We start from the raw sequence: 16,192 nt of genomic DNA, 5'->3' as shown, positions 1-16,192 counted from the left end.
TACTTAATAGACAACCTAAATAATAAAGTTGTTCCACATTTACAAAAAAAATAATTAACTATAAGATGAAATAAGCTAAAAAGGGAGGGTTTTATGTTACATACAAAAATAAAAAGATGGAGATTTATAGCGATTCTTTCTATTGTAGGTTTGATATTAATAATTTTGTTAAAAAGCTATTTCTTTTCAATTACTATCGAAACTTCTTCGACCGAAAGAGGACAAATACTTGATCGAAATGGTGTAATATTAGCTACAAATAAGAAAGTTAAGTCTCTATATTGCACTTTTAATGATGAGAAGCTATCGAAACAAGATGCAGCAAACACATTGGCTTTTTTCAATCAATTTTCAAGCGAGTTTCAACATGACATTTCTACAGAGGACATAAAATCTCAATTACAACAATCTTGTAAAAAGCAGACTATGAATGATATACCGTTATACTCTGACATAACTGAGAATGAACTTGCATTCATAAACAAAAACAAACCCAATAATGTAATAATCAAAAATGAAGTGATTCGATATTATCCTAAACGTGGAATTGGTTCACAAGTAATTGGGTATGTAGAAAATGACCTTAATGTACCCGTTGGAAAAAGCGGGATTGAGCTACAATATGAAAATGATTTAAAAGGAAAACCCGGAAAAACTCTTATTTTTAAAGTGAATAATAAAAAGTTCTTATGGAACATGCAAAAAGTACAAAAAGGAAAAGATGTCCGGCTAGCTTTAGACTCTAAGTTGCAGCAAAAAACAGAGGAATCATTAAGATCTCAAATCAAGAAAATAACTGATGTTAATGCTGGTTATGTTGTGGTAACCGATGTGAAAACTGGCGCAATTTTAACTATGGCCAACTCAGCAGTGTTTGATCCAAATACATTATATGAACAAGTATCATCTAAAAAAGAAAACATCAAATCACTTTCGCAAAATAAAGCAATTCAAAAATTAAAGTATGGTGAATCTTATGTAAATATGGCCTCAACTATAAAGCCACTTACTATTTTAATTGGATTAAACGAAAAGCTTTTTCAACCTGAAGATACTTATTTAGATAAAGGTACTTTTCAATATGATAATCAAAATAACATTACGAATGCACCTGGAACGCCAACAGGTGAGATTACACCGAGGCAGGCTATCATTAATTCATCTAACACATTTATGACAGCAAAAGTAGCTCTACCCTTATTCAACCAAAATAATGGGAATATAGAAAAAGTTGCACATATATGGACAGAGTATTTAAAGCAATTCGGCCTTCGTTCTAAAACTGGGATTGATTTACCCTTTGAAGAAGACGGACAATATGAATTTCATCCAACAAACAAGTTTGAAAATGGTATCTCCGCCTTATTAAATGCCTCTTGGGGAGGAAATGAAGTACACACTCCTCTTCAACTTGCTCAATATGCAGCAACTTTAGCAAGTAAAGGTGATAAATATAAACCTCAAATCGTAAGTGCTATTATTGATCAAAATGGTAAGGAAACAAAAAAGTTTAAACCAATTTTAGAAAGTTCAAATCGTTACCCTGTGAAATTTTGGAGTGTCGTGCAAGGTGGGATGAGCCAAAATATAGAGGAAATTAAAAACTTACCCTTCCATGTCGCAGGTAAAACAGGCATAACAGGTGCTCCGAATGAACAAGAAAGAATGATAAACCATTCTCTTTTCATTGCATATGCTCCTACCGAAGATCCACAAATTGCCGTTTCTGTCGTTATTCCTGGTAGTAATTCAGAAAAAAACATTGCTGCTCTCGTTACATCAGAAATTTTAGAGCACTGGAATACTCTTCAATAAGAGAATAAAAACAAAGAGGAAGGTTCATTAAAGTGAACCTTCCTCTTTACCATATAGAATCTATATTCGTTATTTTCCATTTACCTTCACGATCCTTTTCGAACATGAAAGAATATTTAATATCAGTTAAAACATACTCTTTTTGTACATATCCAGTATTACCGCTAATTGTCGATACTTTTATATATCCATTATTCTGCACTTTTTCTGGAATCCAAGCTTTTACCATTTCATTAGATACTTCATATAAAACTTGTGATTCTCGCTTTGGTTCAGCTAAAATTTTCGTTTTATTTCCAGTAACAGTTGCATATATATAATGCGCTTGCTTTGGTTCGTTACTTTCTGTCAATCCACTTGGTACTTTGTATGCTTGCTTTGTATCATTTGTGAATTCTCCCCCCATGGTAAGAGCAACTTGCAACTCATGAAAAATATCTTCATCAAATTTCAATTCATCCTTCTTATAATTCTTCCCTTTAAATAGAACTTCATCATTTAACGCTCTATACAAGTCATTTTCATTTTTTGAATTTGTACTTTGATATAATTCATTCATAAATTGTTTTAATGTTGGATCTTGAGCAGACTCATCTTTAGTTTTAGGCTTAATTTGTGTACTACTTTGGACCGGTGATTTATTATCATCAAGCCATGGTTGTTGAACGATAACAAATAACATTGTACAAACAAAAACAACTATAATAGGCAGAGCTTTTTTACGAAACGGTCTTTTATGTTTTACAAGATCCACTTCGTTATTTTCATATATAGACTGCTTTATTTTAAAAATAAATTCTTCTTCATCTTTACGATTCTCCATTGGACCTTTTTTTAATTTACTATACCAGTCAGGATTTTTTTTATTGTTCATCACTACTACCCTCCCCTATTAATTTTGAAACCTTACTTCTCGCTCGGCTTAATCTAGATTTAACAGTTCCAATGGATACTCCTAGTGTTTCAGCCATTTCTTCATAAGATAATTCATATTTCGCGTCTAAAATTATTATTTCACGGTGTTTTTTAGGTAGTTTTAAGACAACATCCCACACTTCATTCATTTCCTCTTGCTTAAAAAATTCTTTTTCTGCCGATAGAGATTGCTTATCATCACTAAAAAAACCTACTAATGATATCCTTTTAAAATAGGAGGATTTCAAATAGTTTATTGCTGTATTTCTTGTAATTTTTAATATCCACGTTTTAATAGATGACTCCTTTCGAAATGAATTCCAATTTTTAAATACCTTTATAAACACATCTTGCGTGATATCATCTGATAAGTGTGGATCTTTCGTAATAATAAATGAATAATTCCATACATCTTGCCAATAGTCTTTTATAACATAGTCAAGCTCATCATGAATACACTTTTCAATAAACGTCTCTTCCATTTCCACACCTCGAACTTATTTGAATAAAGATAAAACTACCCTCACTTTTATTATGGTTTCAATATATAGACAAGATACAAGTTTCATTTGTTCCATTGTTTATCTTTTTTTGATAGAAAAATCCTCCTAAAAATGTAAAGGTGTGCGATTACTTTCATAAAATAATCATCTATATATTCTTTTACATGACAGGCTCCTAAAAACAAGTAAAGCATACAATGTTAAAAATACACTCATAAAAAATCTGATTATTATTTGTGCATTTCACGCAACACTCCACTTGTATCACCTTTTTTCTTAGAGCATACTTATTTGTGTGCTCTATTTATGCTTTACTAAATAATCGTTTTGTTAAAGTTTATAATTCCCCCTCACTTGTCCCTTTCAATTTGTTTTACGCTTCTATTTACTATTAGCAATACCAACCTTTCAAAAATGAAAACAAAGATAAGTTATCATCTTTATTCAGCCACAACAAAAAAGCATTCTCGATTAAGGAGAATGCTTTTTCGAAACTTAATTGTTCTTTGTATTGCTCAATTTATACCCTCGTGTGAAGCAAACAATGAATGTAGTAAAAGATTTCACCTTATAGTTACTTATTATTTCTGAAAAACATGTTTTACTTTTTCGCCTGGAACGTTACTCCCCCCTCTTCCTTTTACATCTTCGATCATCATGGTAACGATCATGTCGGGCGCATTTGCATCAAAAGCTGCAAACCATCCAAGTTCTTTTCCGTCTGCTTCTTTCGACTCCTTCAGTTCTGCTGTACCGGTTTTACCAGCAAGAGTTATACCATCAACCTTAGCAATTCTCCCCGCGCCATCAGGGTCATTAATGACTTTTATTAATGCACTCTTTAATATCTCTTGATTCTTTTTAGAAACCACATTTTCTTTCCAATTCCCCGCTACTTCTGCTTCTTTTAAAAGATGAGGCGACGGAATATTCCCTTCATTCACAATCGGTGCATATGTTAATGCTAAATGAAGTGGTGTCATTAATACTTGTCCTTGTCCATATCCCGTGTCTGCTAGTTGAATATCATTTTTTATCCCATCTCTTGCAATGATTGAAATAGGAAATTCGTATTCGATTGGTAATTTTTCATGAAATCCGTATTTCTTAAATTCATTTACATACTGATCTTTTCCCATTTTCAAAGCTTGTTGAGCAAAATAAATGTTATCAGAGTACTTCATTGCCTTATCAAAATCAATTGGACTAGCTTCCTTCACACGTGTTACATAATAATTTCCCCAAGATGAATCTTTTGCCCACTTTAATCCTTGAATTTTAAATTCTTCCTTCGGGTTTATAGTGTTTGTTTCCAAACCAATTGCACCAGTAATCGTTTTAAATACGGAACCTGGTACAAATGCTTGTGTGAAACGATTCATCATTGGTAGTTTCGAGTCGTTATTCCATGCTTCTCGTTGGGCTTTTGATGCTCCTCTAACTATTGTATTTGGATTATAAGCAGGGCTACTTACAAGTGCAATAGTTTCACCCGTTTTAGGATTGACCGCTGCACTAGAACCTGCTTCATTTTTCAACTCATTAAAGATTTTTTCTTGAATTGCAGCATCAATTGTTAACGTAACGTTTTCCCCTTCTTTTGCTTCTTTTTTTGCTACATTTTTAATCTCTTTTCCATTCTCATCTTCTATAAATACGCGTCCACCCTTTTCGCCACGCAATTTATTCTCTAATACTTTCTCTAAACCTGTCTTACCTACTAAATCATCTGCTTGATACCCTTTTTTTTGAAGCGATTTTAACTCCTCTGCATTCACCTTTCCTATATAACCAGTTAAGTGTGCCGCCGCTTCTCCTAATGGATACGTCCGAATATTTACTGGGCGAGATGAAACTCCTTCTAATTCAATATAATCATTCTGTCTAGTTCCCTCTTTTAAAATACCAATTGGTACAAAGGAGTCTGGTTTTATCCATTTCGCTGTAAGCTTCTGATCGACCTCTTCTATAGACATATCAAGTAATTGCGCTACTATTTCTTTTGTTTGCGCTGCTGTTTCGCCTAGTTTCTCTGGAATAATTCCAACCTCAGTCGCTTTACCATTCGTTGCAAGAGCTTTCCCATTTCGATCATATATTTCTCCGCGTTTTCCTTGTTCTATTTGCATACGTACTTTGTAATCTTTTTTCATAGCTGGAAAAATAAAATCTGGTGTCCAATCTATTTTCCAAGATTCCTTTTCTTTCACGAGTTTTGCTTCATGGATAAATGAAACTGTTCCTCCATCCGTATCCATCTTAACTTCAAAAAGAAAAAGCTCTTTATCTTTAGCATTCTCTCCTTTCGTTTTAATTTTTAAATTCTTAACTCCAATACCCTCATAGATTTTTTGATATTTCTCTGTGAAATCCTTTTTAGAAATCGTTTTTTTTGCACGCTCTGATAAATGATCATACATATTTGCAAATTTTTTATCATTCCATAAATTGATATATTCTTCAAATGTTTGCTTTGGCGGTTCGTTTTTATTACATCCTACCAACATAACTGCAAAACAAAAGAAAACCAACATCCATAATTTTTTCAATTCAATCTTCTCCCTTTGTTAAAAATATTTATTCCTTTCTTGATATATTAAATAAAAAATGTTGTAACGCTTAATAGACAGTGTAGGTAATGAGATTGTTCCACATTTACAAAAGAAATTAATTTATGGTTCAGTTGCATTGAAAGAGGAAAGTTTGTAAGCTTCTTGCAAACATAAGGAGAGAATATATTTAGAGAACGTTATAAGTATTAGTGTTGTTTTAACAAATTCATTTAAAATACCTTTTAATTCGTTTTCGCCCATATTATCTTTCTCTTTATAGATTTTTGATACAAAAAATAGAATCCTTATAGTAAGGATTCTACAGTAGAAAATAACAAAAATATAAATCGTACAAAAAATCACTTAGGATATAAGTGTCACCTTCATCACCTCGAGCCTTTAATATATACATTTTGTTCATCATAAACTGTCGCAACAACACTATGTTGATGATAGATTTATTTTTCTTAACCTGATGGTGACGGGATGATACCCATATAGACATACTTTTTACTTTTCTGTAACATTTACAAAATTGAAGGCTCTCTTGTCTTCTGCGCCTAAAAGCGTATTTACTATATCTATTTCCTCACTTAATTCAGGTGCTTTCCCTTGGTTGACTAAATTTATTTTCCCAAAATATTTATTAAAAGTTAGAAATTGTTTTTATAGGATTAGCTTGGGGAATATTATTAATCCGAATTTATTTTATCAACTTTATATTTATAAATTACATTTTTTTATTTTACATATAAAAAATATTCTTCCAAAAAAACTTCCATACCAAGAAAAATCGCGGAACTATGCTGATTCATGTAGTACTTCTCTCCATACAGTTAATGCTGACAGTACGTGCGCATAGATATGATCCAAATCCAATCAGAGAGCATAACAAGGAAAATAGCAATGCATTTTGGGGATTGGAAAAAGAGCACTATGTATCAGTTATACTTCTACCTATTGATAAAGCAGCCAACGAAGGATATGCTTCATATCGTCTCCCTGTTGATAGAATTGCAAAATGGAAATAGTATAAAACTTAAATGAAGGAGTAGAGGAGGCAGAATAATATGGAAATAATCGCAGTTATTTTAGTGGGAATCGTAGCATTAGAGCATTTATTTATCATGATCCTCGAAATGTTTTTTATTAATTCAAAAATAGCAAAGCGCGCTTTCAAATTACCGAAACATTTAGAAGGAGATCGAAACGTAGCCATTATGTTTGCAAACCAAGGTTTATATAATGAATTCTTAGCAGCTAGCCTCATTTAGGGGAATTATACTTGTAAACAATCCCATTGTTTATATGGTTCAATTATTTTTCGTCATTTGTTTGGTGGTAGCAGCTATTTTCGGAGGTTTCACATCCAATAAATCGATTATCTTGAAACAAGGACTTCCCGCTATTTTAGCGCTGCTTGCCCTTTTATCCGTCATATAGAACCAAAGATTTTCAATAAAAGAACTCATTTTTGAAAAAATAAGCTATTCTTTCTGTAGATTCCTAGGAAAGGATGGCGTTTTTGTATGTCTATTTCTGTATCGAAAGAATTTGAAAGTATAACAGATTTCAAACAAGAATTAGCAAAGTATATAGAGTACTATAATCATGAAAGAATCAAGGAAAAACTAAAGGGTATGAGCCCGGTATTGTAGCAGTTTTATACCCTAGATGCTACCTAATAAACCAACCTTTCTAACTTTTTGAGGCACTTCAACTAGGCTGTGCCCCTTACGTTTATTGAGGAAGGGATCTTCTTGGCTGAAATGATAAAGGCTAAAAAAGCAACGAATTTGCTACTTTAAAGTTAAGTGTTTAACCTTGAAGTACTTAAATTCTTTTTTCCAGATAAAGCATACATTATATCTTGATGCTTTATTGTCCTCTTATAATTATGTGGTATCGGGAATTTATTTCGGTGTTCTTTTATTATAATTAAAGTTTGAAGTTCTATGCTCAATACTTTTGCGAGGACATGATAGTTATATCCATTATTTAACAGAGAAATCATGTCATAAAACATAGTTTTTCCACCCACTAATTTTACTAATCTATTCTTTAACTCATCCCTTTTTTCTTTAGCTTCATCAATTTCTAACAACATAGATTTTTTATTTGTCTGCTTAATGTATTGAGTATATAACTCTGGGAATTCTTTTTGGACTTCTTTGTTTAATACTGGTTTATATTTAATCATATAAGTAACTTGTAACAATGAACGTTTTAACAAACTATCTTCAATGAGATACGCTACTTTATTAAATAAATGTACATATTCCTTAATATTGGAGTAACTATTAAAATGAGCTAATACTCTACTTTTTATACTAAAAGCTTTGCCTACATAAATAATATTGTCGTTATAATCTTTAATTAAATAAATACCGCTGTCAGGTTTTTCCAATTTATTATCCAGTTCTTCTAGACTCATAAAATGCAATTCACTCATACTTCTCCCTCTCCTTAGCAGTTTTAAATCGTGAAAAACAGGCAAGGTTTCTAAAAAAGTACTTGGCTGCCCTAGCATCTCTTATTTTATCTCTTGCTAAATGTCAAGAAACTGTTTCTATGTTACTCAACTATCAATATGATTATTAATAAAATTTTCTATCGTTATTATCTCGCAATTTTATCATGTAATTTCGAGATCGTTTCCCCATTTAAATTACTGTGTTTTATCGAATAAAGGAAATATATTACTGCCCCAATAGTAATCCAAATACTAAAGTACACCCATGTCCTTAACGGTAAATTTAGCATTAAAAACACACAACATATAATCGAAACGCTTGGTAATACAGGTACAAAAGGTACCATAAATCCACGTTTTAAATTCGGGTGTGATTTTCGGAGGATAATAACTGATAGACAAACTAACGCAAACGTCACCAAACTACCGATATTAACTAAATTAACTAATTCTTTCAAGTCAATAAACCCAGCTATTACAGAGCTCCCTATTCCTGCCAATCCTGTTATAAAAGTGGGTGCTCCCGTTTTCTTATTCACTTTCGCAAATGATTTCGGTAACAATCCATCACGACTCATTGCAAAGAATACCCGTGTTGCTGCATACATATTTGAGAAAATAACAGCCATAAGGCCAATTACAGCACCTGCAGCAATTACACCAGCCACTTTTCCTTGTCCTACAACTTCCATTACATAAGCCATTGCCTCAGGCACATTTAATTCTTTATAGGAAACCATTCCTGTCATAACAAGGCATACCATAATATAAATAATTGTACATATGATTAATGATGCAATAATACCGATGGGAAGATTACGTTTCGGATCTTTTACTTCTTCTGCTGAAGTTGCTAATATATCAAAACCCGTAAAAGCGAATAAAATAGCTGCTCCACCCGTAAAAACTCCACTTAAACCGTATGGTGCAATTGGTACCCAGTTCATTGGTTTTACATAGAATATACCAACTGTAATAAACAACAAAATCATTCCAATTTTAATCAATACCATTATATTATTAATTCGTTTACTTTCCCTCGTACCACGGGATAACATCCATGCTAATATCAATGTAATGATTACTGCTGGTAGATTCACAATACCACCATGCGAAGGAATCGTTACTAGAGCTTTAGGTATCTCTAACCCAAATCCTTTTATTAAGTTGTGGAAATAACCTGTCCATCCAGCAGCGACAGCCGCTGTTGCCACGATATATATTAAGAGCAACGACCAACCTACTAGATGCGCAACAAACTCACCAATTGTTGCATATGAGTACGTATATACACTACCAGATGCCGGGAGTGTGGAAGCAATTTCTGCGTAACATAATGCTATAAATCCGCATATAATTGCTGCAAGTAAAAATGAAAAAATAACTGCTGGACCAGCATCTCTTGCTGCTACTAATCCAGTTAACACAAGAACCCCCGTTCCAATTATCGAGCCTACCCCTAACATAATTAAATCAAATGCTCCTAATGTTTTCGTTAAGGTCTCGCTTTGATTATGCTCTAACAATTGTGTAACGGATTTCTTTTTTAATAAATTAATCATATTCTCTGTATCCCCTTTAAAATAAGGTTTATTCTTCTCATTATTGTTATATATAAATTTACTTAGTTATTAGGTATTCTCATAATATTTCTTTTACATTAAATAAATTTGAAATATTCTATAGATTTATCCGTATTTTTAGGTTAATACATTCTATTTTTTCTCTTTAATCCAGTGTTCAACAAACATCAGCTATAATGTGTTATAGCTAATTCAATTTACCTCCAAAGATATAAATAAAAGATTTTTTCATTCCAAAGAAATGATTAGTTTTGTGTCCCCGATAATGATATGATAAACAAAAATAATTTATTTATTTATTTAATTGAGTTTCACCAGAACTTAAGGTATTTTTCTTCCGTAATACACTAACAATATACCCACATACACCGCCTATAATAGCCGGAAATCCCCATCCTAAACCTACACTATATAAAGGAAGAAAATGCTCAAGAAAATTATGAATTATTTCGCTTTCTACTCCAGCAGCTTTTAATCCATCTAATGAACTAAAAATAAATGTCAATATCAAACTCCCTTGATATACTTCAAATCTACCATTGAATACAGAGTGTAAAAATGTTAGGAATATTAAGGTAATAGCAATTGGATACATAGTTATTAATACAGGGATTGAAATCATAATTAATTGTGTTAATCCTATATTCGCAACTAGTGTACTGAAAACAGACAAAATAATAGCAATTTTTTCATAAGAGATCTTTGGAAATAATTTATGAAAAAAAGAAGAACAAGCAGTGATAAGTCCTACGCTTGTGGTTAAACATGCTACTATAATCATTAAACCTAACAAAATTGCACCATACGAACCAAAGTAATAATCCGAAACTTTCGCTAAAACTTCAGCCCCATTATCTAAACGACCTAGTTTTTCAACACTAGAAGCACCCATATAGGAAAGGGCAGTATAGATAAGAGCTAAGAGTGTAGCAGCAATAGCCGTTGCTTTTACACAAACAATCATAAGCTGATTTTTAGTAGTAGCCCCTTTTTCTCTAATTGCATTCACAATAATGATTCCGAAAACAAAAGCTCCAAGAGCATCTAATGTTAAATACCCTTCTTGAAAACCTTTAAAAAATGAATTTGATGCATACACTTCAATAGGTGCTTGAATTCTTCCAATTGGGTGAATAAAAGCCACAACTACGAGCATCCCAATAACAGCCAATTTGATAGGAGTCAAAATTTTTCCAACTATATCAATAATTTTTGTAGGATTAAGGGATAATAAGCATGTAACTGTGAAAAATAAGCTTGTAAATACGGTTAATGCAACAGGACCTGCGTCATTTGATAAAAAAGGTTTAATTCCAATTTCAAACGATACATTGCCAGATCTAGGGATGGCGTAAAAGGGACCAATCGCCAGATAGAGAACGGTCGTAAATACAATACCAAACACCGGATGCACACGACTAGCTAAAGATTGCAAATCATTTTTACCTGAAAAAACAAATGCTGTTATTGCTAACAATGGTAAACCAACTCCAGTAACTAAAAAGCCTGCATTGGCTATCCATACATTTTTTCCAGCCATTTGACCAAGCATAGGTGGAAAAATTAAATTTCCTGCTCCAAAAAACAATGCAAACAGCATCAATCCTATAATAATGATAAAGGAAGTAGGAACTTTATTTGACATAACAAATCCTCCGATTACACATTTGTATACTCTCTTTATTTTTTCATATAATTTATATACTAATCTAGTTTATCCCAGCTTAGAGCACCGTTGCAGAAAGCCATTTTATGATCCCGAATAGCAACTGAAATAACAGCTTAAATTAATGGCTATGAAGTTACGCCTAAACAAAGCTTCTCACCTACTAGTTAAACTAGACATTTCCATAGATTTTTGCGTACAACGTTTCATAGCTGAAATGATAGCTGTTCTTAAACCTTTTTCTTCTAGTGTTGCTACAGCTTCTATTGTCGTTCCACCTGGAGAACAAACCATATCCTTCAATTCACCTGGATGTATCCCCGTTTCCAATACCATTTTTGCAGAACCTAATACAGCTTGAGCTGCGAATTTATAAGCTTGATTTCTCGGCATACCGTCAAGTACAGCAGCATCTGCCATGGCTTCTATAAACATATACACATATGCTGGAGAAGAACCACTAATAGATGTAACAACATCCATTAGTTTTTCATTTACGACCTCCGTCTGGCCGAAAATATTAAATATATTTAGCACCTCTTTTATATCTTTTTCTGTAACCATTTCATTAAAAGATAACGCAGACATTCCTTCCCCAACAAGTACCGGTGTATTAGGCATTACCCTAACAATCTTTAACTTTCTATCAAATTCATTCTCAGTGCTCTTAATACTTTTTCCTGCAGCAATAGTTACAACCATTACATCATTTTTTATTTGGTCTTTTATTTGGTTAATTACCGATGTATATAAGTCTGGTTTAATTGATAAAATTAAAATGTCGGCACTGTTAGCAACTTCATTATTGTTAGTAGTTATAGTTATGCCATATTTATCACTAGCATTTTTTAAATTACTGACGTTTAAATCTGAACAAATTATTTGATTTGGAGACACTATATTTTTATTAATCATCCCACCTATCATAGCAATACCCATGTTTCCACATCCGATAAATCCTATTTGTTTATTCATAATAATTTGATCTTTCTCCTTCTATTCTAAACTTTATTGATTTTGAAATTATTATTCTAAATAAGGGCTATTACAATTACTGGGTTTATCAATAGAATTTAAAAATTCTCCTCCCTATACATGTCTTTCAAAAATGAGCTATGTTTTTGCATGTACTTTACAAGCGTACATTTTAAGAAATGAAGAGACTTTCTATTCATAGAACTATTAAAAACAAGAGTAAAATGGTGATAATTTTTCGGAATTAATATTCTTTAACTATTCACCATTTTAAATAGAGCTTACATATTCCTCTAATAATTACTTATTTCCAAAATTTATAGTTAAGCTTAAGAAAATGTATTTAAATTCCAAATGATTATCGCCGTAGATAGTATGAAACAAAGTAATGCAGGGATTACCATTAAAATAGATTGTTTTGCTCGAAAAATATGAGCATGAATAGCTCCGACCATGAGTACTGCTAATAATATATTTGCCCCTAGCGCTAAGTATTGATTCCAGATACCACCGATTATTCCTATTGCTCCAATAATTTCAATAAAACCAATTATAGACATAAACCATAATGGATATTGATATCGTTGCCAATGTTCTACCTGAAAAGATATACGAAAAATTTTTATGAATCCCCCTACTACAATAAGAATTGCTAAAACTACCTGAAGAACAATCATCATTTAAACTCGCTCCTTTTAAGACTTTGTTAATTTCCATGCTTCACAAGGAATAAATATATGCGTTTTACAAATATCAGAAAGGGAGATATACATAATTTAACTTTTTATACGCTAAGAACTAAGTAGAGAACCTTTGCTATTAATCTATTAAAAGAAGGGTTTATTGTTTTAAATCAAAGTTGTAAACAAATCCTTTACATGTTTGCAACAAACCACTCTAATAATAATTAATAGTCATTAAGTGATTTTCTGTTGAATTTCTTAAGAGCATGGATTTATTCACTTTCTTACAACTACCTTATATAAATAGCCTGTAAGTAAAGGATTCCAACCACTTTCAAGCTGATTCTAATAGAAAACGTATCTTTAATTTGATAATTAATACTGCAAAATCCAATCAAAAACACATAAAAAAATTAAAAAACTTTAAGAATATAGTAAGCTATTTTAGGCGAGATAGCCTGATTCAATTTCATGTAATCTTTACTACATAATATTTTCTTAAGAAAAATATTTATTTTAATATATTTGCCTCTTTTGTTAACCTTAATAGATTGTTTTTAATTTCAGACATGCTGATATTTTTTCTTGAAACACCGGTTTCCACTGCAGCACGTGCAACAGCATATGCTACATGTGGCACCACCCTAGGATCAAACGGATTTGGAATGACATAGTTGACATGAAGCTCTTCTTCTGAAATTAACTCAGCTATTGCATAAACAGCTGCTAGCTTCATTTCTTCATTAATTTCTTTTGCTTGTACATCTAAAGCTCCACGAAAAACTCCGGGGAAAGCTAGTACATTATTTACTTGATTAGGAAAATCAGAACGTCCTGTACCAACTACTAGTGCTCCTGCTATTTTTGCTTTATTAGGCATAATTTCAGGTGTAGGGTTAGCCAAGGCAAAAATAATAGGATTATGATTCATAGAACGAATCATATCCTCATCAACTACATCTGCAGCTGATACTCCAATAAATACATCAGCATCAATAAAGGCCTCTGCTAATGTTCCCCGCTTCTGTTCTATATTTGTAATACGAGCTATTTCTTCTTTAAGCGCATTCATTCCAATAGGTCGCTGTTCATATATTATCCCTTTTGTGTCACACAAAATAATATTTTTTACATGCATATGAAGTAACAGCTTAACAATGGCTATCCCAGCAGCACCAGCACCATTTACAACGATTTGCACATCTTCAATTTTTTTATTTGTTAACTTAAGTGCATTAATTAAGCCAGCAATCGTTACAATAGCTGTACCGTGTTGATCATCATGGAAAACAGGAATATCACAAGATTTTCTTAGGCGCTCCTCAATTTCAAAGCATTGAGGTGCTGCAATATCTTCTAAGTTTATCCCACCAAAATTTGGTTCTAATAATTTAACAACTTCAACAATCTTATCCGGATTATTAGTGTTTAAACAAATAGGAAAAGCATCGATCTCAGCAAATGATTTGAAAAGTAAAGCTTTTCCCTCCATCACTGGCATAGCTGCTTTGGGTCCAATATTCCCAAGACCTAATACTGCAGTTCCATCGGATATAACTCCAACTAGATTCCCTTTCATTGTATAATCATATAATTTGCTTTCATCTTTATAAATCTCTATGCATGGCTCAGCAACACCTGGTGAGTAAGCGAGACTTAAATCTGTTGAATTTTGTACTTTAACTTTAGAATAAACACCAATCTTCCCCTGTTTTTCTTTATGCATTTTTAATGCTTCATCTCGTAAAAGTGACATATAATTTCGCTCCTATAATTAAGTTAAGAATTAATTAAATCAATATTTTATTAACTCTATCTTAAACTTGATATTGTATGATATAAGTAAGATTTCTAATATAATCATTATTTATTTTTATAACCTTTAACATATCTTTTGAATAACGATTGGGGTATAAAGTATTTAACATGTTGTATGGACTTCCCTTCCAATATCTTCTTAATGGTGTCCATAATTTATGTTTAATTAACCATCTTTGTGTGTAAATAGATAGTAATTGCTCCTCTGTTAGTTTTTCCTTTTCTTCAATAGTCCACTTCAGCGCCTCTAATGCTGTTTTTTTAGTCCAAAATCCGGTAGGTGTGAATTTATATTCCCATTCTTTATTTTGACCAGGATATAACTCATTGATCATGGAGTACGGACTGTTTTTCCAGAATATTTGACAAGGAGAAATTAATTTATGAATAGTAAGCCATTTTACACTGTAAACTTGTAATAATTGAAAAGAAGTTAATTTTTCTTTTTCTTCAATAGTCCACCTTAATGCTACCAATGCTTTTTCTTTAGTCCAAAACTTGTTAGGAGTCATACTAAATTCCCACTCTTTAAATTTATTAGGATATAAAGAATTTATCATTGCATAAGGGCTACCATTCCAATACATAACTAATGGCGCACTGAGCTTATTTTTCTCTAACCATTTTTTACTATAGAATTTGAGTAGTTCTACTTTACTTAGCTTTTCTTTTTCTTCAACAGTCCATTTTAATGCTTCAAGGGCTTTTTCTTTAGTCCAAAAATTTAATGGTGTCATACCAAACTCCCACTCTTTAAATCTATTAGTATATAAGTCTTCAATTATCTTATAGGGACTGTTATCATAACCATGTTTGAGCGCGCCGAGTAATCGATATTTTGTAATTAGAAGGGTATTCCATTTTTGTTTAATATCCTCTTCATTCCATTTTAAAATTGTTTCAATTAAATATTTTGTAACCCTTTTAGATAGCTCTCTATTGCTATCTTCTTTCCATGTATTCGGTGGAAACCTACTTCTTTTACCATCTAATATTTCTTGATAGATTTCTTCTATTTGTACCGCTTTCGCTTGCACTTCAAACTCCCTCCTATTTAAACTAGTAAAGGACATGTAACGATTTCTCTTTCTTTCCTAACGTTAAATAAAGTGCATTATTAACTTAGGGCAAAGAAAGAATTAACTTTTAATAAAATCATTTCTTTAATTTATAATAAGAAGGACATAAAAAAACAAAAAGTTACAAAAA

Annotated in this window: 11 protein-coding genes and 4 pseudogenes; 4 read left to right on the top strand and 11 right to left on the bottom strand. The window is 32.0% G+C overall.

Annotated elements, in window-relative coordinates; translation table 11 throughout:
• The first annotated feature begins 93 nt into the window (after window positions 1-93).
• Window positions 94-1,815, top strand: coding sequence for a peptidoglycan D,D-transpeptidase FtsI family protein (locus DN389_RS00405; RefSeq protein ID WP_149236715.1), 1,722 nt, complete (start codon window positions 94-96; stop codon window positions 1,813-1,815).
• Between the two features lie 46 nt (window positions 1,816-1,861).
• On the opposite strand, the gene DN389_RS00400 is transcribed toward DN389_RS00405, so the two are convergent.
• The 4 genes and pseudogenes from DN389_RS00400 to DN389_RS29295 form a co-directional block, all read right to left on the bottom strand.
• Window positions 1,862-2,689, bottom strand: coding sequence for an anti-sigma factor (locus DN389_RS00400; protein ID WP_098190958.1), 828 nt, complete (start codon window positions 2,687-2,689; stop codon window positions 1,862-1,864).
• Entirely contained in the window at window positions 2,679-3,212 is a 534-nt protein-coding gene (locus DN389_RS00395; RefSeq protein WP_142343521.1) for an RNA polymerase sigma factor, read from the bottom strand. Before DN389_RS00395 ends, DN389_RS00400 begins: the two co-directional genes overlap by 11 nt.
• A gap of 602 nt (window positions 3,213-3,814) precedes the next feature.
• Window positions 3,815-5,782 carry a penicillin-binding transpeptidase domain-containing protein gene (locus DN389_RS00390; protein WP_098190957.1) on the bottom strand — a complete coding sequence of 656 codons (1,968 nt, stop codon included), beginning with the start codon at window positions 5,780-5,782 and terminating at the stop codon, window positions 3,815-3,817.
• Between the two features lie 513 nt (window positions 5,783-6,295).
• A pseudogene (locus DN389_RS29295) lies at window positions 6,296-6,451 on the bottom strand (lipoprotein BA_5634 family protein); the annotation flags it as partial.
• Window positions 6,452-6,576: 125 nt separating this feature from the next.
• Between DN389_RS29295 and DN389_RS00385 the strand changes: the two are divergent.
• The 3 pseudogenes from DN389_RS00385 to DN389_RS00375 all read left to right on the top strand — a co-directional run.
• Window positions 6,577-6,816: pseudogene (locus tag DN389_RS00385) on the top strand (nitroreductase family protein); the annotation flags it as partial.
• 39 nt (window positions 6,817-6,855) lie between these two features.
• Window positions 6,856-7,228 (top strand): annotated as a pseudogene (locus DN389_RS00380) (DUF1304 domain-containing protein).
• 104 nt (window positions 7,229-7,332) lie between these two features.
• Window positions 7,333-7,443, top strand: a pseudogene (locus DN389_RS00375) (IS3 family transposase); the annotation flags it as partial.
• A 152-nt stretch (window positions 7,444-7,595) separates the two neighbouring features.
• Here the strand turns inward: DN389_RS00375 and DN389_RS00370 are convergent.
• The 7 genes from DN389_RS00370 to DN389_RS00340 all read right to left on the bottom strand — a co-directional run bounded on the left by DN389_RS00370 (window position 7,596) and on the right by DN389_RS00340 (window position 16,056).
• A complete protein-coding gene (locus DN389_RS00370; RefSeq protein WP_098802087.1) occupies window positions 7,596-8,237 on the bottom strand; it encodes a nucleotide excision repair endonuclease in 642 nt (213 codons plus the stop codon).
• Window positions 8,238-8,404: 167 nt separating this feature from the next.
• Window positions 8,405-9,820 (bottom strand): amino acid permease, encoded by a 1,416-nt coding sequence (locus DN389_RS00365; protein ID WP_098190955.1) that lies wholly within the window; start codon window positions 9,818-9,820, stop codon window positions 8,405-8,407.
• A 313-nt stretch (window positions 9,821-10,133) separates the two neighbouring features.
• A complete protein-coding gene (gene brnQ5 / locus DN389_RS00360) occupies window positions 10,134-11,486 on the bottom strand; it encodes a branched-chain amino acid transport system II carrier protein BrnQ5 (RefSeq protein ID WP_098190954.1) in 1,353 nt (450 codons plus the stop codon).
• A 177-nt stretch (window positions 11,487-11,663) separates the two neighbouring features.
• Window positions 11,664-12,482, bottom strand: coding sequence for a pyrroline-5-carboxylate reductase (proC, locus tag DN389_RS00355; protein WP_098190953.1), 819 nt, complete (start codon window positions 12,480-12,482; stop codon window positions 11,664-11,666).
• A gap of 329 nt (window positions 12,483-12,811) precedes the next feature.
• Window positions 12,812-13,162, bottom strand: coding sequence for a DoxX family protein (locus DN389_RS00350; RefSeq protein ID WP_098190952.1), 351 nt, complete (start codon window positions 13,160-13,162; stop codon window positions 12,812-12,814).
• Window positions 13,163-13,676: 514 nt separating this feature from the next.
• A complete protein-coding gene (locus tag DN389_RS00345; RefSeq protein ID WP_149236714.1) occupies window positions 13,677-14,921 on the bottom strand; it encodes an NAD(P)-dependent malic enzyme in 1,245 nt (414 codons plus the stop codon).
• Window positions 14,922-14,982: 61 nt separating this feature from the next.
• Entirely contained in the window at window positions 14,983-16,056 is a 1,074-nt protein-coding gene (locus tag DN389_RS00340) for a DUF4046 domain-containing protein (RefSeq protein WP_370512810.1), read from the bottom strand.
• Between the last annotated feature and the right edge of the window lie 136 nt (window positions 16,057-16,192).

The sequence above is a fragment of the Bacillus sp. AY3-1 genome (assembly GCF_008368785.1).
Taxonomy (GTDB): Bacteria; Bacillota; Bacilli; order Bacillales; family Bacillaceae_G; genus Bacillus_A; species Bacillus_A wiedmannii.
Note: the sequence above shows the minus strand (reverse complement) of the source record. Positions and strands in the feature narration are given on the sequence as shown.